Annotated in this window: 18 protein-coding genes; 2 read left to right on the forward strand and 16 right to left on the reverse strand. The window is 61.4% G+C overall.

All coding sequences use genetic code 11. The features are described 5' to 3' along the window. Nucleotides 1–3 precede the first annotated feature (3 nt). The 4 genes from fdhE to fdnG are packed head-to-tail and all read right to left on the reverse strand — an operon-like array spanning nucleotide 4 to nucleotide 5,607. Nucleotides 4–942, reverse strand: a complete 939-nt coding sequence (fdhE, locus tag AC07V0_RS17640) for a formate dehydrogenase accessory protein FdhE (protein ID WP_495019757.1) — start codon at nucleotides 940–942, stop codon at nucleotides 4–6. Between the two features lie 4 nt (nucleotides 943–946). Next, the gene (locus AC07V0_RS17645; RefSeq protein WP_018925967.1) at nucleotides 947–1,600 is read right to left on the reverse strand and encodes a formate dehydrogenase subunit gamma; all 654 of its coding nucleotides are present in this window, start codon (nucleotides 1,598–1,600) and stop codon (nucleotides 947–949) included. Continuing rightward, nucleotides 1,597–2,541, reverse strand: coding sequence for a formate dehydrogenase subunit beta (fdxH, locus tag AC07V0_RS17650; RefSeq protein WP_349745991.1), 945 nt, complete (start codon nucleotides 2,539–2,541; stop codon nucleotides 1,597–1,599). Before fdxH ends, AC07V0_RS17645 begins: the two co-directional genes overlap by 4 nt. Continuing rightward, nucleotides 2,542–5,607, reverse strand: a complete 3,066-nt coding sequence (gene fdnG, locus AC07V0_RS17655) for a formate dehydrogenase-N subunit alpha (RefSeq protein ID WP_155944797.1) — start codon at nucleotides 5,605–5,607, stop codon at nucleotides 2,542–2,544. It lies immediately after the preceding gene. Between the two features lie 235 nt (nucleotides 5,608–5,842). Between fdnG and AC07V0_RS17660 the strand changes: the two genes are divergently transcribed. Next, nucleotides 5,843–6,991 carry a MalY/PatB family protein gene (locus AC07V0_RS17660; RefSeq protein WP_495019758.1) on the forward strand — a complete coding sequence of 383 codons (1,149 nt, stop codon included), beginning with the start codon at nucleotides 5,843–5,845 and terminating at the stop codon, nucleotides 6,989–6,991. Between the two features lie 52 nt (nucleotides 6,992–7,043). On the opposite strand, the gene AC07V0_RS17665 is transcribed toward AC07V0_RS17660, so the two are convergent. The 3 genes from AC07V0_RS17665 to AC07V0_RS17675 form a co-directional block, all read right to left on the reverse strand. Then, the gene (locus AC07V0_RS17665) at nucleotides 7,044–7,952 is read right to left on the reverse strand and encodes a zeta toxin family protein (protein ID WP_018925972.1); all 909 of its coding nucleotides are present in this window, start codon (nucleotides 7,950–7,952) and stop codon (nucleotides 7,044–7,046) included. A gap of 128 nt (nucleotides 7,953–8,080) precedes the next feature. Beyond that, nucleotides 8,081–10,360 (reverse strand): ATP-dependent DNA helicase, encoded by a 2,280-nt coding sequence (locus AC07V0_RS17670; RefSeq protein WP_495019759.1) that lies wholly within the window; start codon nucleotides 10,358–10,360, stop codon nucleotides 8,081–8,083. After that, nucleotides 10,357–12,024 (reverse strand): VRR-NUC domain-containing protein, encoded by a 1,668-nt coding sequence (locus tag AC07V0_RS17675; protein WP_192350536.1) that lies wholly within the window; start codon nucleotides 12,022–12,024, stop codon nucleotides 10,357–10,359. Before AC07V0_RS17675 ends, AC07V0_RS17670 begins: the two co-directional genes overlap by 4 nt. A gap of 207 nt (nucleotides 12,025–12,231) precedes the next feature. On the opposite strand from AC07V0_RS17675, the gene AC07V0_RS17680 reads away from it, so the two are divergent. Continuing rightward, nucleotides 12,232–12,456 carry a YgdI/YgdR family lipoprotein gene (locus tag AC07V0_RS17680; protein WP_018925975.1) on the forward strand — a complete coding sequence of 75 codons (225 nt, stop codon included), beginning with the start codon at nucleotides 12,232–12,234 and terminating at the stop codon, nucleotides 12,454–12,456. A 121-nt stretch (nucleotides 12,457–12,577) separates the two neighbouring features. Here AC07V0_RS17680 and AC07V0_RS17685 read toward each other — a convergent pair whose 3' ends face one another. The 9 genes from AC07V0_RS17685 to AC07V0_RS17725 all read right to left on the reverse strand — a co-directional run bounded on the left by AC07V0_RS17685 (nucleotide 12,578) and on the right by AC07V0_RS17725 (nucleotide 22,958). Beyond that, entirely contained in the window at nucleotides 12,578–13,657 is a 1,080-nt protein-coding gene (locus AC07V0_RS17685; RefSeq protein ID WP_018925976.1) for a tartrate dehydrogenase, read from the reverse strand. A gap of 24 nt (nucleotides 13,658–13,681) precedes the next feature. After that, the gene (locus AC07V0_RS17690; RefSeq protein ID WP_495019760.1) at nucleotides 13,682–15,139 is read right to left on the reverse strand and encodes an NAD-dependent succinate-semialdehyde dehydrogenase; all 1,458 of its coding nucleotides are present in this window, start codon (nucleotides 15,137–15,139) and stop codon (nucleotides 13,682–13,684) included. A 149-nt stretch (nucleotides 15,140–15,288) separates the two neighbouring features. After that, nucleotides 15,289–16,446 (reverse strand): acetylornithine deacetylase, encoded by a 1,158-nt coding sequence (argE, locus tag AC07V0_RS17695; protein ID WP_495019761.1) that lies wholly within the window; start codon nucleotides 16,444–16,446, stop codon nucleotides 15,289–15,291. After that, nucleotides 16,443–17,612 (reverse strand): NAD(P)/FAD-dependent oxidoreductase, encoded by a 1,170-nt coding sequence (locus AC07V0_RS17700; RefSeq protein ID WP_018925979.1) that lies wholly within the window; start codon nucleotides 17,610–17,612, stop codon nucleotides 16,443–16,445. Before AC07V0_RS17700 ends, argE begins: the two co-directional genes overlap by 4 nt. After that, nucleotides 17,609–19,000: an FAD/NAD(P)-dependent oxidoreductase gene (locus AC07V0_RS17705; protein WP_495019762.1), complete on the reverse strand. Its 1,392-nt coding sequence runs from the start codon at nucleotides 18,998–19,000 to the stop codon at nucleotides 17,609–17,611. The genes AC07V0_RS17700 and AC07V0_RS17705 overlap by 4 nt, the downstream gene beginning before the upstream one ends. Next, on the reverse strand, nucleotides 18,982–19,290 hold the full coding sequence (locus AC07V0_RS17710; protein ID WP_018925981.1) for a (2Fe-2S)-binding protein: 309 nt from the start codon (nucleotides 19,288–19,290) through the stop codon (nucleotides 18,982–18,984). Before AC07V0_RS17710 ends, AC07V0_RS17705 begins: the two co-directional genes overlap by 19 nt. Then, nucleotides 19,287–21,128: an ABC transporter ATP-binding protein gene (locus tag AC07V0_RS17715; protein WP_064617983.1), complete on the reverse strand. Its 1,842-nt coding sequence runs from the start codon at nucleotides 21,126–21,128 to the stop codon at nucleotides 19,287–19,289. Before AC07V0_RS17715 ends, AC07V0_RS17710 begins: the two co-directional genes overlap by 4 nt. 1 nt (nucleotide 21,129) lies before the next feature. Continuing rightward, nucleotides 21,130–22,005, reverse strand: a complete 876-nt coding sequence (locus AC07V0_RS17720) for an ABC transporter permease (RefSeq protein WP_018925983.1) — start codon at nucleotides 22,003–22,005, stop codon at nucleotides 21,130–21,132. Beyond that, nucleotides 22,002–22,958 (reverse strand): ABC transporter permease, encoded by a 957-nt coding sequence (locus AC07V0_RS17725; protein ID WP_018925984.1) that lies wholly within the window; start codon nucleotides 22,956–22,958, stop codon nucleotides 22,002–22,004. Before AC07V0_RS17725 ends, AC07V0_RS17720 begins: the two co-directional genes overlap by 4 nt. Nucleotides 22,959–22,987 lie beyond the last annotated feature (29 nt).

A 22,987-nucleotide genomic window follows, 5' to 3' on the forward strand; every position in this document is an offset into this window, starting at 1 on the left:
AGCTCAGTCGCCTCCGGGCGCCAGCAGCAGATTGGGCGCTGGCCGCTGATAGCCTTCCTGCTCCAGGCGCATGTCCAGCATCAGGCTGGACAGGTCCGCCGACAGGGCTTCGGCTTCGGCGTCGTTTTCCAGGTAGATCAGTTTCAGGTAGCTGTTGCAGCCGGGACAGACCTCCGCCCGCAGCGGTGCCTGATTGGCGGCGTGGCGATCATCCTCGAAGCTGACGTATTCAAGCCCCTTGCTCTGTTCGCAATACACACATTTGACCCGCACCACATGCCATTCGCAGGCACACAGCGAGCACACCAGATAACGCAAGCCGTTGTATTTGCCGCGATGACGAATCACCCCGGCCATCGCCGGCGAACCGCAGGCCGGGCATTGGCTGAGGCTGTCGCCATGCTGTTGCTGTAGATGGAGTTCAAGGTTGGGCGTGTTCAGCAGCCAATAACTCCAGGCCGCTTGCAGCGCGGCACCGAGAAACGGCACCAGCGCTGCCGGCAGCATCGAGTACTGGCCGCTGACCAGGGCAATCGCCCACGCCTTGAGCAGCCCAGGGTTCGCACTGCGCAACGTCGCCACGGCGTTTTCTACCGCCGAGTGTGGCAATGGCTGATAGCGCTGCAACAAGGCCTCGAGGTATGGCAGCCAAACGTTTTCGCGCACCAGACTGTCGGCGGCGAACGGCGGTAAGCCATGTTCTACGCACAACCGCAGGCGTTCGGGGTCGGGCATGGTCGCCACGAGCGGATCATCCATCAGCTGCTGCTGGACATGACACAACCCCGCGATCAAACGCAGATAGTCCGCCATGGGATGGCCGTCAGCCAAACGTTCCAGGCGCAACGCGCGCAGGGTGAACAGGTTGTTCGGCGGCAGGTACAAAAACGGCGGTGAACTCGCCGCCGCTTCTATTTGCCCGGGCTCGAGGATTGTGGCCAAGGGATCATCCTTTTTTGCTGATCGGTGGCTCTGGCGTTTCGTCGCCGGTCACTTCCCGGTACCAGAGCCCATGGTGTTTTCTCGCCCAGGCGCGGCTGACCCGGCCACGCACCATGGCGTGGACCGAACCGCGAATCCAGATACCAGCATAGACGTGGACGATGATGCTCAACACCAAGATGAACCCTGCCAGCGCATGCAGCAGCATCGCCCAGCGGATGCTGGTGATGCCGAAGTACGCACTGAACCAGGCACGCCAGATCACCAATCCGCTGAATAGCAGCACCAGCATGCAGATCAACAATACCCAGAACAGCAGCTTCTGCCCCGGATTGTATTTACCGATGGGCGGCACGCCCTCCTCCTCGTTACGGATCACATGCCCGACACGCCTGAGCCACAGCCGGTCGTTGGTGATGAAGTAGTTCGCCCGCCAGAAACTGCACACCAGGCCGAGGAACAGCACAAACATCGTCACGCCCAGGTACGGATGCAGAATGCGCGTCCACGAACCGCCGCCAAACAAATTGCTGAGCCAGAACAACCCCGGATGAAACAAGGCCAGCCCCGACAACGCGGCCAAGAGGAACACAATCGCCACCAGCCAGTGGTTGGTGCGCTGGTTGGCGGTGTAGCGCAGGATCGGTTTGTCGTTCATGGCCTGTCCTCCCCGCCGGGTTTGCTTGGATCGAAGGTGTGCACCGACGGATCGAACTCATGCACGGCAGGGTCGACGGTGGTCGGATGTTCGTCTTCCTCGATCAGTTGTGGCCCGACGCGCACGTAGTGGAAGAACCCGGCCAGCACCGCCGCGCCCATGGCCAGCAGCGCCAGGGGTTTGCTCAGGCCTTTCCACAGGTCCACCAGCGGACTGATCGCCGGGTGATCCGGCAAACCGGCATACAACCTGGGCGTGTCGGCATGGTGCAGCACATACATCACGTGAGTGCCGCCGACGCCCGCGGGGTCATACAAACCGGCGTTGTCGAAGCCGCGGCTCTTGAGGTCGACGATGCGTTCGGCGGCGTGTTCCTTCATGTCTTCCTTGCTGCCGAACACGATGGCGCCGGTCGGGCAGGTTTTCACGCAGGCCGGTTCCAGCCCCACCGCCACCCGGTCCGAACACAGCGTGCATTTATAGGCCTTGTGGTCCTTTTGCGAGATGCGCGGAATGTTGAACGGGCAACCGGTGATGCAATAGCCGCAGCCGATGCAGTGGTCCTGATCGAAGTCGACGATGCCGTTGGCGTGTTTGATGATCGCGCCGGGGCTCGGGCATGCCGCCAGGCAGCCGGGCTCGGCGCAGTGCATGCAGCCGTCCTTGCGGATCAACCATTCGAGGTTGCCGGCGTCGGTTTCATGCTCGGTGAAGCGCATCAGGGTCCACGTGTCTGCGCTGAGGTCGTGAGGGTTGTCGTAGGTGCCCAGGTTGTGACCGACATCGTCGCGTAGCTCGTTCCATTCCGAGCAGGCGACCTGGCAAGCCTTGCAGCCGATGCATTTGGTGGTGTCGATCAGCTTGGCCACTTCCCCTTGGGTACGCACCGAGGGCGGCACGGTGGTGGTGGCCGAACGGGCGATGATGTCTTGGCTGGCCATTTAGATTTTCTCCACGTTGACCAGGAATGACTTGGATTCCGGGGTCTGTGTGTTGCCATCGCCGAGGAACGGCACCAGGGTGTTGGTCAGGTAACCGTGACGGGTGGCGCCGGTGAACCCCCAGTGCAACGGGATACCGATCTGGTGCACCACCTGATTGTTGACCTGCAGCGGACGAATCCGCTTGGTCACCACCGCCACTGCTTCGATATGTCCGCGCTTGGAACTGACCCGAACCCGGTCGCCGGCGGCAATCCCCTTCTCCTTGGCCAGCGCCTCGCCGATCTCGACGAACTGCTCGGGCTGGGTCACGGCGTTGATCGGGCAATGCTTGGTCCAGAAGTGGAAGTGTTCGGTCAGCCGGTAGCTGGTCGCTGCATAAGGAAAGTCCTTGGCCTGGCCCAGGGTGTCCCAGACCGAATCGAAGATCCGCCCGGCCGGGTTGCTGGTCGCCTGTTTGTTATTGGGGTGCATCGGGTTGATGCCGATGGGCGTCTCGAACGGTTCATAGTGTTCGGGGAATGGCCCTTCGTTCATCTTGTCGAGGGCGAAGAACCGCGCCACGCCTTCGGGGTTCATGATGAACGGGTTCATCCCGGCTTCCGGCGGCACATCGACCTTGTAGTCGGGCACGTCGGTGCCGGTCCAGACCTTGCCGTTCCACCACACCAGCCGTTTTTTCGCATCCCACGGTTTGCCTTGGGGGTCGCAAGAGGCGCGGTTGTAGAGAATCCGTCGGTTTGCCGGCCAGGCCCAGGCCCAGCCGAGGTTCTGCTTCATGCCGTAAGGATCACTGTTGTCACGACGGGCCATGTTGTTGCCCTGCTCGGTCCAACTGCCGCAGAAGATCCAGCAACCGGAAGCCGTGCTGCCATCGTCCTTGAGCTGGGCGAAACCGGACAGCTGCTGACCGGCCTTGACCACCGCGCCCGAAGCGTCGGTGACATCGGCGATGGCGTAGCCGTTGAATTCCCGGGCCAGTTCTTCCGGCGTCGGGTCATCCGGTACTTTGTAGGGCCAGTCGAGCTTGAGGATCGGCTCGGCCCAGGCGCCACCATTGGCCTGGTAACGCTGGCGCAGACGCATGAACAGCTCGGCCATGATCTTCACGTCGGTGCGCGCCTGTCCCGGGCCGTCGGCCCCCTTCCAGTGCCATTGCAGCCAGCGGCCGCTGTTGACCAGCGAGCCGTTTTCTTCGGCAAAACAGGTGGTGGGCAGGCGGATGACTTCGGTCTGGATGTCGGCCGTTTGCACATCGTTGTAAGGCCCGACGTTGCGCCAGAACTCCGAGGTCTCGGTGGCCAGCGGGTCCATCACCACCAGCCACTTGAGTTTGGCCAGTGCCTTCATCACCCGGTTCTTGTCCGGCAAGGCGGCAATCGGGTTGAAGCCTTGGCACATGTAGCCGTTGACCTGGCCCTTGCCCATCATGTCGAACATTTTCAGGATGTCGTAGCCGGGAATGTCCAGTTTCGGCAGCCAGTCGTAGCCCCAGTTATTCTCGGCGGTGGCATTGGCGCCATACCAGGCTTTCATCAGGCTGACATGGAACTTGCCGTAGTTCTGCCAATAGGACATCTGCCCGGGACGCAGCGGTTTGAGTGCGCGCTTGGCGATGTAGGCGTTGTAGTCCTGTTCGCTTTCGGATGGCAGGGTCAGGTAGCCGGGCAGCAGGTTGGACAGCAAGCCGAGGTCGGTCAGGCCCTGGATGTTGGAGTGCCCCCGCAAAGCGTTGACGCCCCCGCCGGGCATGCCGATGTTGCCCAGCAGCAATTGCACCATGGCCGCGCTGCGGATCATCTGCGAGCCGATCGAGTGCTGGGTCCAGCCCAAGGCATAGAGAATCGTCATGGTCTTGCCCGGTTGAGCACACGTGGCAATCTCTTCCCAGATTTTCTTCATCGCGTCGGTGGGCATGCCACAGACCTGACTGGCCAGCTCCAGGGTGTAGCGGCTGTAATGCTGCTTCATCAATTGATAGACGCAGTGTGGGTCCTGCAAGGTCGGATCGACTTTGGCAAAGCCGTCCTCGCCGATCTCATACCCCCAGCCGGACTTGTCGGTGTAGCTGCGCTTGCTCGCGTCGTAACCGCTGAACAAGCCGTCCTCGAAACCGTAGCCGGCCTTGACGATGAACGACACGTCCGTATAGGCCCGCACGTATTCGTGCTGGATCTTGTCTTCGGTCAACAGGTAATTGATCAGCCCGCCCATGAAGGCGATGTCGGTGCCGGTGCGGATCGGTGCGTAATAGTCCGCTACCGAGGCCGTACGGGTGAAACGCGGGTCGACCACAATCAGCCGCGCCTTGTTGTGGGCTTTGGCTTCGGTCACCCATTTGAAACCGCAAGGGTGTGCTTCTGCTGCGTTGCCGCCCATCACCAGAACCAGATTCGCGTTGGCGATATCGGTCCAGTGGTTGGTCATGGCACCACGGCCATACGTCGGGGCAAGACTTGCCACCGTCGGGCCATGTCAGACACGTGCCTGGTTATCGAACCCCAGCATGCCCAGACTGCGAATGACCTTGTGGGTGATGTAACCCGCTTCGTTGGACGAGGCCGAGGCCGCGAGGAAACCGGTGGTCAGCCAGCGGTTCACCGTTTGCCCCTGGGCGTTCTTCTCGATGAAGTTGGCGTCACGGTCGGCCTTCATCAGGTCGGCGATACGGTCCAGCGCTTCATCCCAGGAGATCCGCGTCCACTCCTTGGTGCCGGGCTTGCGCACTTGCGGGTATTGCAGACGGCTGGGGCTGTGAATGAAGTCGAGCAGGCCTGCGCCTTTTGGGCAGAGGGTGCCGCGATTGACCGGGTGGTCGGCATCGCCTTCGATGTGAATGATGCTCTGGGCGACATTCTTCGCATTGTCGCCCTGGCTGTACATGATCAAGCCGCAGCCGACCGAGCAGTACGGGCAGGTGTTGCGGGTTTCATGGGTATGGGCGAGCTTGAAATGACGCACTTGTTCGGCGAAGGCTGGCGTCGGGGCCATGCCCAGCGCGCCAAGGGTGGATCCTGCAAGGCCGAGACCAGCGACCTTGAAGAACTGACGACGGTTGAGGTCCATCGTGCACTCCTGATCAGGTGGAAACCCGGTGCGTTGGCCGGGTTTTTCTGGACGATCACGGTGACGGCAACGGAACTACCGCCAATTAGAACTTTAGACAATGTTGTGCTGCGCGGTCTGAAAACCGACCGTCGGCGGCTTGCCGGTCATGCTCTGTTGCACAACTCGCCAGCGGTGAAGGTTGGCGCTTATCATGGCCGCCGGATTACCCCCTCTGCCTTTTATGAGACTGAGCATGACTTTCGATTTTGATCAGGTGTTCGACCGCCATGGCACCGGCAGTACCAAGTGGAGCCGCTACCCGGCCGACGTGTTGCCGATGTGGGTCGCCGACATGGACTTCGCCGCACCACCGGCGATCATTCAGGCCCTGCAAAAACGCCTGGAAAACCCGATGCTCGGTTACAGCGTGGCCCAGGATGACTTGCGTGACGCCATCGTCGCCGACCTGTGGGACAAGTACGCCTGGCGTGTGCAGCCCCAGGAACTGGTGTTCCTGCCGGGTATCGAATCAGGCTTCAACATGGCCCTGCATGCACTGGTTCAGCCGCAACAGAACGTGGTCGTGCAGACACCCAACTACCCACCACTGCGCCATGCGCCGGGCCACTGGCAGCTGAACAAGGTCGAACTGGACTTCAACGTGCTGGCCGATGGCACGTACGCCACGCCACTCGATGCCTTGCGCCAGGCTCTGCAAGGCGGTGGCGCGTTGCTGCTGAGCAACCCGCATAACCCGCTGGGCAAGGTCTTCCCTCGGGAAGAACTGCAAGCGGTTGCCAACATCTGCCTGGAACAGGATGCGTGGATCATCTCCGACGAGATCCATTCCGAGCTGTGCTTCGATGGGCGCGTGCATATTCCGACCGCCTCGCTCAGCCCGCAGATCGCCAAGCGCACCATCACCTTGATGTCGGCCAGCAAGGCCTACAACATCGCTGGCCTGAAGACTGCGTTCATGATCATTCAAGACGCAGCGCTGCTCCATCGCGTCAACCATGCCCGCTGCGGCATGGTCGACAGCGTCAACCCGCTGGGCCTGGAAGCCACCCGCGTCGCCTACAGCGAAGGCCGCCCATGGCTGACCGAACTCATGGCCTACCTGCAAAGCAATCGGGACTATCTGGTGGAGGCGGTTCGCACGCGGTTGCCGGGCGTGACCATGAACGTGCCCCAGGGCACTTATCTGGCGTGGCTCGATTGCACGGCACTGGGGCTGGACAACCCGCAGCAATTCTTCCTCGAACAGGCCAAAGTCGGGCTGAGCGCCGGGCTGGATTTCGGCGATCACGCCCAGCAATTCGTGCGCTTGAACTTCGGCTGCCCACGGGCGTTGCTGGAAGAAGGGATTGCGCGGATGGAGCGTAGTTTGCGCAACCGCTGACTCGTGCGGCAACCACGGATCAACTGTAGGAGCTGAGCTCCTACAGCGCGGATTATCGGTACACGTATTTGACGATGTAAGCGTACAGCTCGTTGTAGACGAAGTTCGGGACATAGCGGGCATGGGTCCGGGACTTATGCAACGCCACATGACATTCTTTGACCATTTCGTCCCGGTCGGTCATCGCGAAGACATGTTTGTCGATGATGCCGGAATAGACGCCGTGCGAAAAATGCGCGTTGAGTGTCGTCGAGTCGATCGCTCCGTTGGCGGCCTTTGTGTAGGTGCTCTGAGCGCGCAAGACACGGTCTTTCAAACCACCAAACCCACGCTCGTACAAGATGATTTGCGAGCCGCTGATCGCCTTTGCGGCTGTCTCGAAGGCCGGGATGATCGCTTGTGCATATCTCATGCTGGCCTCCAGCTTTGATGCCGGGAGAAATCTTTCCATTTCCTGATCTTCCAGGCTTTTCAGTGCTCTTTTGATGCTCGATACATGAGCGAACTCCTGATTGCAGGCGACGATGTGAGTTTCGAACTGGTAGCCGGCAGCCGTCGCCGTCGGTGGGAAAGCCGCGAAATCGATGCTGTCGAATGCACATTCCATGATGATGTTGTATTTGTTTTTAAAAGCCTCGGTGAAGATCTTCGTGCTCACATCCCGGACAAAAGCCTCCGTATGTTCATAAGCGTGCAGGACACCGAGTTTGATCATTTCTGCGTATTGAGGGTGTTTTTTTCGGTATTCGGGCAAGTACAGCCGGACATAATTGGCATAGCGGTTGGTGGGCAAAAGGCTTTTTTCCAGCAGATAGGTTTTACCCGAGCCCTGTACCCCCGCGACAATCAGCATCTTGGGGAGTGTTTCGGCGGTGATGCCACTGAATAATGTGGTGGTGATTTCAGTGAACGCTGCGGTGACTTGTTCTGGCGTGTAAGCGTAATTCGGTGCTACTGACATACCTTGATTTCCTTATCAAAGATTCGCTTGAAAGTGATTGCCTGCCCTTTGAATAAAGCGGTGTTTCGTTGTTTGTTCAAACGAACGTGTCTTTCAAGATATGTCACTGTTTTACAAGGTAAAAACTCCTACAAACCAGAAGGAAATTGCGTCAGCTCAACGGACCACCAACGCGGCAGCAATTGCTTGACCTTACTCTCCCCAAACCGGTCGTCGATCAGCATCACCACCCCTTGATCCTCTCGTGTACGGATCACCCTTCCTGCCGCCTGCACCACTTTCTGCAGACCTGGAAACAGGTAGGTGTAGTCATAACCGGCACCGAAAATCGCCGCCATGCGCTGTTTCAGCTGTTCGTTGACCGGATTGAGTTGCGCCAGCCCTAGGGTGGCGATGAAGGCGCCAATCAAGCGGGCGCCGGGCAAATCGATGCCTTCACCGAACGCGCCACCCAGCACCGCAAAGCCGATGCCCTGCCCGTCAGCGGTGAACTGGTCGAGAAAGTCCTGACGCTGCGCTTCCCCCATGCCCCGGGACTGCGACCACAGCGTGATCTGCGGATACCGCTCGGCCAGCAACTGCGCCACTTGCTGCAAATAATCGAAACTGCTGAAAAACGCCAGGTAGTTGCCGGGGCGTTGACTGAACTGTTTGGCGATCAGCTCGACGATGGGCGCAAGGGAGGCCTGACGGTGGACGAACCGCGTGGATATCTGGCTGACGATGTGCACTTGCAGCTGATCGGCGTGAAATGGCGATTCCACATCGATCCATACCGTGTTCGCCGGGGTGCCCAGCAGGTCGGCGTAGTAATGCCGAGGGCTCAGGGTCGCGGAAAACAGCACCGTGCTGCGCGCAGCAGTCAGGCGCGGGCGGATGAAACCGGCGGGCACCACATTGCGCAGGCACAGCTGCGACAGATTGCGCTTGCGCTCGAGGTCACGCTTGCTGATGTCGAACAGGAAATGCTCGTCGAACAGTTCAGCCACGCGGCCGAATTGCAGCATGTCGAAGTAAAAATTCTGCAACCCGCTGTCCAGGCCCTGAGGATGATCATTCAGGTAGTCGCCGATGCTTGCGCAGCACAAGGACAAGGCCTGAAGCAGTTTTTCCGGGGCTTTGTCGTAGGACTGATAGGGGCCGAGTTGCTGATCGTGCAAGGCATTCCATTCACGATTGACTCGCTGCAAGGATCTCTTCAACGACTCGGGCGCGGTTTTTCGTACGCCGTTCAAAGTCGCCTGGTCGAGGCTGGCGCTGTACATTTGCCGGCCGCGCTCCACCAGGTTGTGGGCTTCGTCCACCAGCACCGCGACGTTCCAGTTATTGGCCTGGGCCAACCCGAACAGCAACGCGCTGAAGTCGAAATAGTAGTTGTAGTCAGCGACCACCACGTCCGCCCAGCGGGCCATTTCCTGGCTCAAGTAATAAGGACAAACCTCGTGCCGCAGGGCAACCTCGCGCAAGGCACTTTGGTTCAACAGGCTCAATTGACTGGCGGCCTGACGCGCGTCCGGCAGACGATCATAAAAACCCTGGGCCAACGGGCAGGATTCGCCATGACAGGCCTTGTCCGGGTGCTCGCAAGCCTTGTCCCGGGCGATCATCTCGAGGACTCGCAACGGCTGTGCATCGGCGCTGTCGAGGATGACCTGAGCCGCGTCCAGCGCCAATTTGCGCCCCGGGGTTTTCGCCGTGAGGAAAAACACCTTGTCCAGTTGCTGCGGCGCCAGGGCCTTGAGTATCGGGAACAGCGTGCCAATGGTCTTGCCGATACCGGTCGGCGCCTGGGCCATCAGACAGCGGCCGGTGCTGACTGCCTTGAACACCGATTCGGCCAGATGCCGTTGGCCGGGGCGAAAATCGGCATGGGGAAAGCTCAGCTGTTGAGCCGCCACATTGCGCCCTTCGCGATGGGCCATTTCCTGCTCGGCCCAGTGCAGGAACAACCCGCAGTGGTGCTCGAAGAACAGCTGCAAGTCGGCAGCGCTGAAGGTCTCGACCAGACAGGTTTCCTTCTCGCTGACGATGTCGAAGTACACCAGGGCCAGGTCGATCTGCGCCAAATCCAGTTTCTGGCACATCAACCAGCCATAGACTTTCGCCTGCGCCCAGTGCAACTGCCGGTGGTTGGCCGGTTGCTTGCTCAGGTCGCCCCGGTAGGTTTTGACTTCTTCGAGGCAGTTTTGCCCCGGATCGTAGCCATCCGCCCGGCCTTTCACGCTCAAGGTTCGATACTGGCCCTCAAGTGCGACCTCGTTCTGGTAACCCCCGCTGCGTCGTGACGCCACGGTGCGATGGCCGACAATGCCTTCCAGCGCGGTTGGCGACGGGGTGAAACGCAGGTCGAGGTCGCCGACCTTGGCGGTGAATTCACACAACGCCCGCACCGCGATGCTGTAGCTCAAGCGCCCTGCTCCACCCATTGCACGTAGCAAACGGCGATGGGCATCTGGTGCTCGTGACAGAACTCCAGCCAGCGCAATTGGTTGTCTTGCAGGCGATCGCCGGGGCCTTTGACTTCGATCATTCGGTAGGTTTTGTGTTGCGGCCAGAACTGGATCAAGTCCGGCATGCCGGCGCGGTTGGCCTTGATGTCGAGCAGCAGTCGATTGAACCAGTGCTTGAGGTGTTCGGCGGGCAGACAGTCGAGCGCCTGCTCCAGCAGTTCCTCGCTCAGCGCGCCCCAGAATACGAACGGCGACTGCACGCCCCACTTGGCGGTGTAACGCTCGCGGATGGTCTGGGCGTAACGCCCGTCATCGAGTTCGGCGAGGCAGGCCTGGAACAGATCCGCGCGCCGCGCATGAAAGTCTTCGTTGTGCAGGTCCACCGGGCCGCGCTGGAATGGGTGAAAAAACGCCCCCGGCAACGGGGCGAAGATCGCCGGCCAGCACAGCAACCCGAACAGCGAGTTGATCAGGCTGTTCTCGACGTAATGCACCGGTGCCGACTCGTCCGCCAGATGCGCCTGAACGTAATACTCCACCGACAATGCCGGGTCGTGCCTGGGCAATTGCAGGTCCAGGCGCTGCATGGGCCGCGGGGCTGGCCGCTTGATCGGCGGCCCGCCCAGTTTGCGCCGCAGCCTGGGCAGCACACGCAATAAATGCTGATGTTCGGTGGCGCTTTCCGGGGTTTGCTCGGCGTGGCTCGCCAAATCCATGGCCAGTTGAAATTCACCACAGCGCTCCAGCACGCGAATCAGCCGCAGGCGTGCGCCGGGGTAGGCGCAATCGCGGTAGAGGCCCAGGGCGGTGGAAAAATCCGCCATGCGTTCGCAGTGCTGAGCGATCTGGAACAGCAGCTTGGCCCGACGTCTTTGCAGCCAGGGATTGGCGAGTTCCAGCCTGTTGATCTGCTCGACAACCACCGCCACCTCTTCACCGGCCTCGAAATGCTGCTGACAGCTGTGCAGGAACAGGCAGGCGTCGACGTCTTCGCGGCTGCGCAAGCCTCGGGACTCGGCGCAAAACTCGACTTTTTCGTAGGTGTAGATGCCCAGGTCAGCCAGAACGAATTCCGACCAATCCTGGTAAAGATTGCCGAAGAACATCAGGCGCAACCGATCGCACAGGCCCATGACGGTCAGGCTGAACAACCGGTCATCCAGTGCCGGGCACCACTGGGCAAAACTTTGCTCTTCAGGAAACTGCTCGCTCAGGGCCGGCAGCCAATCGCTCTTTTTGCCTTTCGGTTGATCGATGGCATCGCCAAAACACTGGAGAATCTCGGCCTTGAGCAGCACCTCGAACACCTCCTCGACAGGCAGCGGCGACTGTTCGTCGATCCAGCCCAAAGCCAGTAGCGGCGCCGCGGCGCTGGCGATGTCGCCGATTTCGACGTAACTCAGTTTGCCGACCCTGAAATGCACGCCCTTGCGCATCACCAATCTGACCAGCAAAGCCTGGGACTCGCGGGGCAGTCGATTGAAGTCGCGGATGAAGTCCTGCTCTTCGATGCTGAGTACATCGGCATAACGATGCTCAAGCCAATCAAGCACTTGCATGAAGTTGTTCAAGTAATAGAACGGGTCGTCGAGGGGATTTACAATCACGGGCAATCGGGCCATGGTAAGCGAATACTGGTTATGCGTACAGATACCAGCTATGCCCCACCCGGTGCAAACGGAAAAGGATAAGTGGCGACGCAATCGGACAATTTTCGGGTGACCATCGAACTTTCTGCCATTCCATCGCACCAACCGCGTTAGAAGCACAGTGAGGATTGATCTCGAACGAGGCGTTCGCACTGTTTTTATTGAGTGATGGAGGTGTGTATGAATATCAAGACTCTGGGTTTGCCTCTGGCGGCAGCGGCCTTTCTGGCCCTGACCGGTTGCTCGACGCCAACGGTCGTGACCCTGCAGAACGGCACCCAGTATTTGACCAAGGACATGCCGAACACCAAGGGCAAGGATGGCTTCTTCGAATTCGAAGATATTTCCGGGGCGAAAGTGAAAGTCCGCGCCGATGACGTGGCCACGATTCGCAAGGAAGACTGATCCCCTGAACGGGCCGCCCCTGTAGGAGCGAGGCTTGCCCGCGAAGAACGATGACGCGTAATACCTGATAAACCGCGGTGCATTCTTCGCGGGCAAGCCTCGCTCCTACAGGGTGTTGGCTTTAAAGCGCTTGCGCGATCGCCTTGCCGACCTCCTGAGTCGAGCCCTGCCCGCCCAGGTCCGGGGTGATTGGCCCTTCTGCAATCACCCGTTCGATCGCCTGCAGAATCCCGTCGTGCGCGGCGCGATAACGCTCATCGCCATTGCCCAGAAAATCCAGCATCAACGCACCGGACCAGATCATCGCGATCGGGTTGGCGATGTTGCGCCCATAGATGTCCGGGGCCGAGCCGTGCACCGGTTCGAACAGCGATGGAAAACGCCGCTCGGGATCGAGGTTGGCCGACGGCGCAATGCCGATGGTGCCTGCGCAGGCAGGTCCCAGGTCGGACAGAATGTCGCCGAACAGGTTCGACGCCACCACTACATCGAACCGGTCCGGTTGCAGTACAAAACGCGCGCACAGGATGTCGATGTGCTGTTTGTCCCAAGTGATGTCCGGGTACTGAGCGGCCATCAATGCCGTGCGTTCGTCCCAGTACGGCATGCTGATGGAAATCCCGTTGGACTTGGTTGCCGCCGTCAGGCGTTTGCGCGGTCGGGTCTGGGCCAGGTCGAAGGCGAACTTGAGAATCCGGTCCACGCCGCGTCGGGTGAACACCGACTCTTGCAGCACGAACTCATGCTCGGTGCCTTCGAACATCTTGCCGCCGACCGAGGAATACTCGCCTTCGGTGTTCTCGCGGATCACCACGAAATCGATGTCCCCCGGTTTGCGCCCGGCCAGCGGGCACGGCACGCCGGGAAACAGACGTACCGGGCGAATATTCACGTATTGGTCGAAGTCGCGACGAAACTTCAGCAGTGAGCCCCACAAAGAAATGTGGTCCGGCACCTTGTCCGGCCAGCCGACGGCGCCAAAGTAGATCGCATCGAACCCCTTGAGCTGGTCGAACCAATCGTCGGGCATCATTTTCCCGTGTTCCAGGTAGTAATCGCAGTGAGCCCAGTCGAGCACTTCGATGCTCAGCTCCAACTGCCACTTCTTCGCGGCTTGCTCCAGTACCCGCAACCCTTCCGGCAGGACTTCCTTGCCGATGCCATCGCCGGCAATCGCGGCGATTCTGAATGTCTTGCTCATCAATCGTGCCCCCGTGTCCGTTAATTACAGCCCGCCGATGTGGAAAGCTTTGACTTCAAGGTATTCATCCAGCCCGTACTTGCTGCCTTCACGGCCCAGCCCAGACTGCTTGATGCCGCCGAACGGCGCGACTTCCATGGAAATGAGCCCGGTGTTGAGGCCGACCATGCCGAACTCCAGCGCCTCGCCGAACCGCCAGGAACGGCGTAAATCCTGAGTGAAATAGTAGGCCCCCAGACCAAAAGGCGTGGCATTGGCCAACGCAAGCGCTTCGGCCTCAGAGGTAAACCGCATCAACGGCGCCACCGGGCCGAAGGTTTCTTCGTTGGCCAGCAACATACCGGCATGGGTGTCGCCAAGGACGGTCGGCTGAACGAACTGGTTGTCGCCTTCAGGAATGCCGCCGCAGAGCAAACGCGCGCCCTGGCTCAGGGCATCGTCGATGTGCCGGGCGACCTTGCTCACCGCCGCCGGGTTGATCAGCGGGCCGATGGTCACGTCGGCGTCCAGGCCATTGCCGACCTTGAGTTTGCCCACCTCCTCCACCAGTCGCTGGGCGAAACGTTCGTAGATGCCATCCTGCACCAGAATGCGGTTGGCGCAGACGCAGGTCTGCCCGGCGTTGCGGAATTTGCTGAGCATGATCCCGGTTACCGCCTGCTCCAGGTCGGCGTCGTCGAACACAATGAACGGCGCGTTGCCGCCCAGTTCCAGGCTCAAGCGCTTGATGTGCTCAGCGCTCTGACGCATCAGCAGCCGACCGACCGCAGTGGAGCCGGTGAAGGAGATCTTGCGCACCGTCGGATTGCCGGTCAGTTCTTCGCCGATGCCGGCGGGCATGCCGGTCAGCACGTTGAACACCCCGGCCGGAATGCCGACGCGTTCGGCGAGTACCGCCAGGGCCAGGGCCGACAGCGGGGTCAAGTCCGAGGGTTTGACGATGATCGGGCACCCGGCGGCCAGGGCCGGCGCGCACTTGCGGGTGATCATCGCGTTGGGGAAATTCCATGGGGTGATCGCGGCACACACGCCGACCGGTTGCTTGAGGGTCAGCAGGCGGCGGTCGCCGCTGGGGGCCGGTATGGTTTCGCCATAAACCCGGCGGGCCTCTTCGGCGAACCATTTGACGAACCCGGCACCGTAGCGGATTTCACCCTTGGCTTCGTTCAGCGGTTTGCCCTGCTCGCAGGTCATGATCAAGGCGAGGTCGTCGAGGTTGTCGATCATCGCCTGATACCAGCGCTCCAGCAGCGCCGCCCGTTCTGCTGCCGGGCGTGTGCGCCACGCGGGCCAGGCCCGCTCGGCGGCTTCGATGGCGCGTCGGGTTTCTGCGCCCTGCATGGCCGGCACCCGGGCAAGCAACTGGCCGGTGGCCGGGTCGATGACGTCCAGGGTCGCGGCGTTATCGGCGCCGATCCACTGCCCGTCCACATAAGCGAGTTCTGCCAGAAGGCTGGGGTCTTTCAAACGATTCTTGAGCATGGTCGAGTCCTGATCCGAGACATTTCCAGTCTAGGGAGGTGCCACGGATAAGGATGCTGAAAGCGTTTGATGGGCAGTGTTGGATGCTGAAATTCGCGGTGGGACGGCAGGCTCTACCGGCAAGCACAAATCAAAAGATCTTGACGATCTCAAAGTTTCAGGGAACCCAGCAATCCCTCCAGAAACCGCTCCCCAGCCTCTATCTGGCTGATCTCGATGAACTCGTCCGGCTTGTGCGCCTGTTCGATCGAGCCCGGGCCGCAGACCACCACCGGTACGTCCAGACGCTGCTTGAACAACCCGCCCTCGGTACCGAACGAGACTTTGGCGGTGCCGGTGTCCGGCGCGGCGAAGTTTTTCAGGAAGCGCACCGCTTCAACGCTCGGGTGGGTATCGAGGCCCGGATAGACGTTGAGGGTTTCGATCTCGATGTCTGCCACGCTGGACAGCTTTTTCGCCTCGCGCACGATCACTTCGGCACGCTCGCGCATCTGCTCCAGGAACTGATCCAGATCGTCCGCCGGCAAGTTACGTACCTCGAAATCCAGGGTGCACAGGTTCGGCACGATGTTCAGCGCCTTGCCGCCGACAATCTGCCCGACGTGCACGGTGCTGTAAGGCACGTCGTAATCGGCATCCTGTGCGCCCTGCTCTTGCAGTTGCTGCTGGCTCTGACGCAGAGCCGCGATGAAATCGCAGGCCACGTGAATCGCATTGACCGAACGCGGCGCCAACGAGGAATGCGCTTCCAGGCCACGGCAATAAGTGCGGTAAGACCCCTTGCCCTTGTGCCCCAGCACGAACTGCATGTTGGTCGGCTCACCGATCAGGCACAAAAACGGCCGCACTGGCGCCAGGTGCAGCACGTCGAGCAAACGGCGTACACCGACGCAGCCGGTCTCTTCGTCATGGGACAAAGCTATTTGCAGCGGTCGGCTCAATGAATGGTCGGCGGCATCGAGCATGGCGTCGATGGCCAACGCGATAAACCCCTTCATGTCGCAACTGCCCCGGCCGTAAATCCGCCCGTCCTGCACCGTCGCCTGAAACGCCGGCAAGGTCCAGGCCTGGCCGGCCGCCGGCACTACGTCGGTGTGGCCGGACAACAGAATGCCTGGTAACTCTTTAGGGCCGGTGCTGGCGAACAGGTTGGCCTTTTTACCCGTTTCGTCCTTGACGATCAGTGACTCGATGCCCTTGGTCAGCAGCAAGTCGCGTACGTACTCGATCAGGGCCATGTTCGACTCCGAAGACACGGTGTCGAAGGCCATCAGGCGTTTGAGAATATCCAGTACACGGGGTTTCATGAGGCCCTGCTCCTTTGCTCAGTTGTCCGTTGCTCGGCTGAAGGGGTGAACCGGCGGATCGAGAACGGCTCAATCGAAGTGCTGGTGCTGCCGGTGCTGATCAGTTCGGCCATCACGTCGCCGACGCCTGGGCCGAGCTGGAAGCCATGACCGCAGAAGCCGAACGCGTAATACAAACCGTCAACGTTGCCGCTGGGGCCCATCACCGGCAGGGAATCGGGCAAGTAGCCTTCAATGCCGCTCCACACGCGGATGATGTTCAGGTTGCCGACGCCTGGCAGCAGGCGACGCATCTGGTCCATCTGATTAAGAATGCTGCGCGGCTCGACATAGGCGCGGCGGTTGAGCATGTCCGGTTTGCTGCGGTAGCCGCCACCGATGATGATGTTGCCGCGCGGGATCTGGCGGAAGTAGATCACTTCTTCGGGGATCTTGGTGTACACGCCGATCACCGTTGGCAAGGCGTACGGCACCGGTTCGGTCACGGCCATTTGTGGGCCGTTGGTATCCAGCGGCACCGGTTCGCCGAACTGCGCCGAGAGTTTCTGGCCCCAGGCGCCGGCGGTGATCAGCAAGCGCTCGGCGCCGAACTGGCGACCGTCGGTGGTGGTCACCGTGAACTCGCCGGCAATTTTCTGCACTTCAGCGACTTCAGTCTGTTCCTCGATCCGCGCCCCGAGGCGGCGGGCAGCCCGGGCAAACGCCGGTGCGGCCAGACGCGGGTTGGCGTGGCCATCGTGGGGCGCGTAAGAGCCGCCCTTCACGTCCGGCCCGAGGAACGGAAAGCGCTGGTGCAGCTCGGCGCCACGATAGATTTTCAAATCCAGCTGCGCCGCCTCGGGTGCTGCCGCATAGGCTTCCAGTTCAGGGATTTCATCCTCGCGGTAACACACGCGCATGTGCCCGCTGGCAATGAATTCGAGGTCGTCGTCGATCAGCTCTGGCAAGCGTTTCCACAGCGCCCAGGAACGGTTGGCCAATTCCAGTTGACCGAGGAAGCGTCCCTGACGCCGGACGTTGCCGAAATTGACGCCGCTGGCGTACTGACCAATCTGGTCGCGCTCCAGCAGAATCACCGACTGCCCGCGCTGGCGCAGGAAAAACGCCGCCGCCGAGCCCATCAGGCCGCCGCCAACAATCACTACATCGGCTTTGTGTAGCGTCATGGCGACACCTCCTCGGTGAGCATCGAAAGGGGTTTGACCGGTGCCTGTCCACGCTGCCGACCGACCTGTTGCACGCTGACGCCTGCCGCCGCCGCGATCACTTCGGCCCCGGCCTGGGAGCAATAACGCCCCTGGCAGCGGCCCATGCCGACCCGGCTGAAGGCCTTGGCCCGATTGACTTCACAGGCCCCCTTCTCGCTCACGGTACGGCGCAACTCGCCGGCGCTGATCATCTCGCAGCGACAGACGATGGCTGAGTCCGGCAAGGCTTTGGCTTGATCCGCCGGCCAGGGAAACGCCTGGGCCAGACCGAGGCGAAACTCATCCATCACCGCCAGCGCGTGGCGTTGTTCGTCACGCAAGCCGGCGTTCACCGGTTGCTGCAGATCCTCCAGCAACGCCATCGCCGCCAGGCGCCCGGCGTGCTCGGCCGCATCGGCGCCGCGAATCTTCGAACCGTCCCCGGCGGCATACACACCGTTGACCGAGGTGCGGCCCTCTTCATCGACGGCCAGCCACCACTGGCTGGAGGCCTCATCGAAGCGCATGCGACAACCGGCCAGATCGGCCAGTTGGGTTTCCGGGCGCAAGTGATAACCCAACGCCACAGCATCACAATCCACCGTTAACGTCTCACCGCGCGCGGTACGCACCCGCACACCACTGACGCCGCTGGCTGCATCGCCTTGCACCTGAAGCGGCGAAATCCCCAGATGCACCGGGATTTTCGCCCGGTACAACTGCGCCAGTAACTTCATCCCGGTGAACAGCAATCCCGGACGCGCCATCAGCTTCGGCACTGCCGCGATGCGCTTGCTGAGGGGTGAAGTGTCGAGCACCGCCGCCACATTGGCGCCTGCTTTGACGTATTGGCTGGCGACCAGATACAGCAACGGCCCGCTGCCCATGAACACCACGCGGTGGCCGATGGAAACCGCCTGGGACTTGAGCGCGATTTGCGCCCCGCCAAGGCTGTAGGTGCCTGCCAACTGCCAGCCTTCGATCGGCATCAAGCGGTCGGTGGCACCGGTGCAGAGGATCAGCGCATCGTAATCCACCGTCGAGTGCTTGCCCTGGCTGACGCAGCACAATTGCCCTGGCGTCAGGTTCCACACCAGCGTGTCGGGGCGGTAGTCGATTTGCCCGCGCAATCGGTCGAAACTCTGGTGCAGATTCTTGGCCTTGGCCGCTTCGGTGCCATACAGGGTGGCGTAGTCCCGGGTAAAACCTTCGGGCTGGCGACGGTAGATCTGCCCGCCATCCCGGCGATCCTCATCGATCAGGATCGGTTTCAAGCCAGCCGCCAGCAGCGTTTCGGCACAGCGAATGCCGGCCGGCCCGGCGCCGACAATAACCACTCGTTGAGCGCTCAGCCGTGCAGTGGCCATATTGCCTCCGGTTGTGTGGTGACGATGTCCAGCCCTTCGCGGACTTCATTGGAACAGGCGCGCAAACGCTCGCCACTGCGGGTCCAGACCCAACAATCCTGGCAGGCGCCCATCAGGCAGAAACCGGCGCGGCGGCCCGAGTCGAATTCCGATTGGCGCAGCGCCGAGCCCTGGGTCAGCAACGCGACCATTAATGTGTCGCCCTGCAACGCCTCAATGGGCGAACCGTCCACCGTCAGCTTGACGGTCGGCCGGCCCTGCTCGGCCAGCCTCACAAAACGCCCTTTCATGCATAAGCTCCCAGGCTCATGGTGGATAAACCCTGCTGTGTTTTCAGCAACTCGGCACTGTCGTGATGACAAAGAATTTCGCTACCGCCGTCGATGATCCGCCGGTTCGGCGCGGTGCGATTGCACAGGCCGTCGACCCGCACCGGGCAGCGACTGAGAAAGGTGCACAGCTCTGGCACATTGGCCTTGGCGCCAATCGGCGGCAGCGTGCCGCAGGTGGTGCCGCAGTTTTCCAGCCAGCCCTGACGCAGTTCCGGCACCGAATGGATCAACAGGTCGGTGTAAGGATGGAACGGTGCCTGGGCAAACGCCTGCCGGCTGCCGGCCTGAACCTTGTGGCCGCTGTACATCACCACGATGTCGTCGCACAGCGCGCGCACGGTGGAGATGTCATGGCTGATGAACAGATACGACACGCCCAGTTGCTGACGCAGGTCGCGCAGCAGTTCGAGAATCGCCGCGCCGACCACGGTGTCCAACGCCGAGGTCACCTCATCGCAGAGGATCAGGTCCGGTTTGGCCGCCAGGGCACGGGCCAGGTTGACCCGCTGTTTTTGCCCGCCGGAGAGTTCATTCGGGCGACGTTCGGCCATGGCGCGCGGCAAGCGCACCAGGTCCAGCAGTTCGCCGATACGCTCGCGCAGCGCGGCGCCCTTGAGGCCGAAGTACATTTTCAGCGGACGGCTCAGAATAGTGCTGACGCTGTGCATCGGGTTGAGCGCGGTGTCGGCATTCTGGAACACCATCTGAATCCGGCGGAACTGCTCATCGGTGCGCTCGGACAGGCTGCCGCCCAGTGGCTGGCCATCGAAGGTCAGGCCGCCCAAGGCCGGCGTCAGCAACCCGGCCACCACCCGCGCCAGGGTCGACTTGCCGGAGCCCGACTCGCCGATCACGCCAATGGCCTGGCCCCGGCGCACGGTCAGGTCGATATCTTCCAGCACGCGAATCGACGGCATGCCTTGCAGGTTCTTGTTGCCGTAACCGGCGGTCAGCCCCTGGATGGTCAGCAACGGTGTTTCTTCAGCGATGCCACAAGGTGGGCGGATCGTCGTGTCCGGGCGGGCCGCCAGCAGCAGGCTGCGGGTGTATTCGTGGGCCGGGGCCTTGAGCAGCGGCGCGGTGGCGCTCTGCTCGAAAATCTGTCCGCCGTTGAGTACCACAATCTGATCGGCCATTTGCGCGACGACCGCCAAATCATGGGACACATAGACCGCCGTCGCCCCACGTTCGCGGACCACCCGCTTGAAGGCGCGCAGCACGTCGATCTGCGTCGTCACGTCGAGAGCGGTGGTCGGCTCGTCGAGCACCACCAGCAGCGGATCGCTGATCAGCGCCATGGCCGCCATTACCCGTTGCAACTGCCCGCCGGATACTTGGTGCGGGTAACGCTGGCCAATGTGATCGGGATCCGGCAAGGCCAGATCGCGGAACAGTTCGATGGCTTTGGCTTCCAGCACGGCCCGGCTACCCAGGCCGTGAATCAATGCGCCCTCCACCACTTGATCGATCAGTTTTTTCGCCGGGTTGAACGCAGCGGCGGCGCTCTGGGCAATGTACGACACCCGATTGCCGCGCAGGCCTTGCAGTTCGCTTTCGCTCAACGCCAGCATGTCGTGTTCGCCGACTTGCACCACGCCGGACGCCAATCGACAACCGCGTCGGGCATAGCCGAGCAACGCCAGCGCTATGGTGGTCTTGCCGGAGCCGGACTCACCGATCAACGCCAGCACTTCACCTTTGGCCAGGGAGAAGCTCACGCCTTTGACGATCTCCACTTCGCCACGCTCGCCGCAAGCGACCACGCGCAGGTCTTCGACTCGAATCAAATCACTCATTTCAATGACCTCCCGTACGTCGACTACGCCGTGACGACAGTCGGTCGATGAACAGATTCACGCCGATGGTCAGGGTGCCGATGGCCAGCGCCGGAATCACGATGGCTGGCGCGCCCTGATTGAGGCCGCCGATGTTCTCGCGCACCAGCGAACCGAGGTCGGCATCCGGCGGTTGCACACCGAGGCCAAGGAAGCTCATGCCACTGAGCAACAGCACGATGAAGCCGAAGCGCAGCCCCAGATCGGTCAGCACCGGGTTGAGCATGTTCGGCAGGATTTCCACACAGGCGATGTACAACCGGCGCTCGCCACGGGTGCGGGCCACTTGCACGTATTCCAGCGCTTCGATGTTCACCGCCATGCTGCGGGCGATGCGGAACGCGCCTGGGGTGAAGCTCAGCACAGCGGTGCAAATCAGCAACAGCACCGAAGAACCGAACGCCGAGACCATGATCAACGCCAGCATCTTGCTCGGGATGGATATAAAGGCATCCATCAAACGGCTGATCACTTCGTCCAGCCATTTCGGCGACACCACCGACAGCAGCGCACATCCGGTCCCCAGCGTGCTGGCCAACACCGCTGAAATCAGCGCCAGCCCCACGGTGAACCGCGCGCCGACGAGAATCCGGCTGAGCATGTCGCGGCCCAGGTAGTCGGTGCCCAACGGGTAAGCCGCGCTGAGGCTGTCGAACACATTATCGGAGACCACTTCACCCACCGGGTGCGGCGCCAGCCACGGACCGAAGATAGCCACCAGCAGCCAGATCACACACATCGCCGCCCCGACCAGGCCAAGCCACGACGGTCCATGGGCGACCTTGCCCAATGCCAGCTCGGGCCCGGCAGGCGCCGATTTCGCCATGAGATCGTTCATTGGTTTCTCAGCCTCGGATTGGAAAGAATCGCGCACAGGTCGGCAATCAGCACCAACCCCAGGTACGCCGTACAAAACAGCATGGTGCAGGCCTGAACCAGCGCCATGTCACGGTTGGTCACGGCATCGACCATCAGGCTGGCGATGCCGGGGTAGTTGAAGATCGTCTCGACGATCACCACCCCGCCCAGCAGGTACGACAGGCTCAGGGCGATGGCATTGGCAATCGGCCCGATGGCGTTGGGCAAGGCATGGCGCAACACGATCCGTACCGGGCTCACGCCCTTGAGCCGGGCCATTTCCACATAGGCGCTGTCGAGCTGATCGATCACTGCCGCCCGGGTCATGCGCGCCATTTGCGCGACAATCACGCAGCACAGAGTCATCACCGGCAAGGCGTAGGTGCGCATGAATTGCCAAGGTGAGGTGATGTCGCTGGCATAGGACAGCGCCGACAGCCAGCCCAGGTTCACCGCAAAGATCAGCACTGCCAGGGTCGCCACCAGAAACTCCGGCACGGCGACCAGGGCCAGGGTGATGAAGCTGAGGACACTGTCCATGCGCCCGCCCCGGCCCATGGCCGAGCCGATGCCGATGATCAGCGCCACCGGCACCGACACCAGCGCCGTGACGGCCGCCAGCATCAGTGTGTTGGGCACCCGCCCGGCCATCAGCTCGCTGACCGGCAAGGCATTGGACACCGATTGCCCCATGTCGCCGCTCAGCAGGTTCATCAACCAATGCAGGTAACGCACCACACCGGGTTGATCCAGCCCCAGTTTCAGGCGCAAGGCCGCCACCTGTTCCGGCGTGGCGAATTGCCCGAGTGCCTGTTGCGCCGCGTCCCCCGGCAATACCGCCGTGATCGCAAACACGACCATAGACACGATCAACAAAGTCACGATCGCCGCGCCCAGGCGCCGGCCGATCAACCACAGTGTGTTGCTATTCATCGCCCTACCCTCATGCAATAGCCCCGCTG

This window comes from Pseudomonas sp. GW821-FHT01E10 (assembly GCF_059422365.1).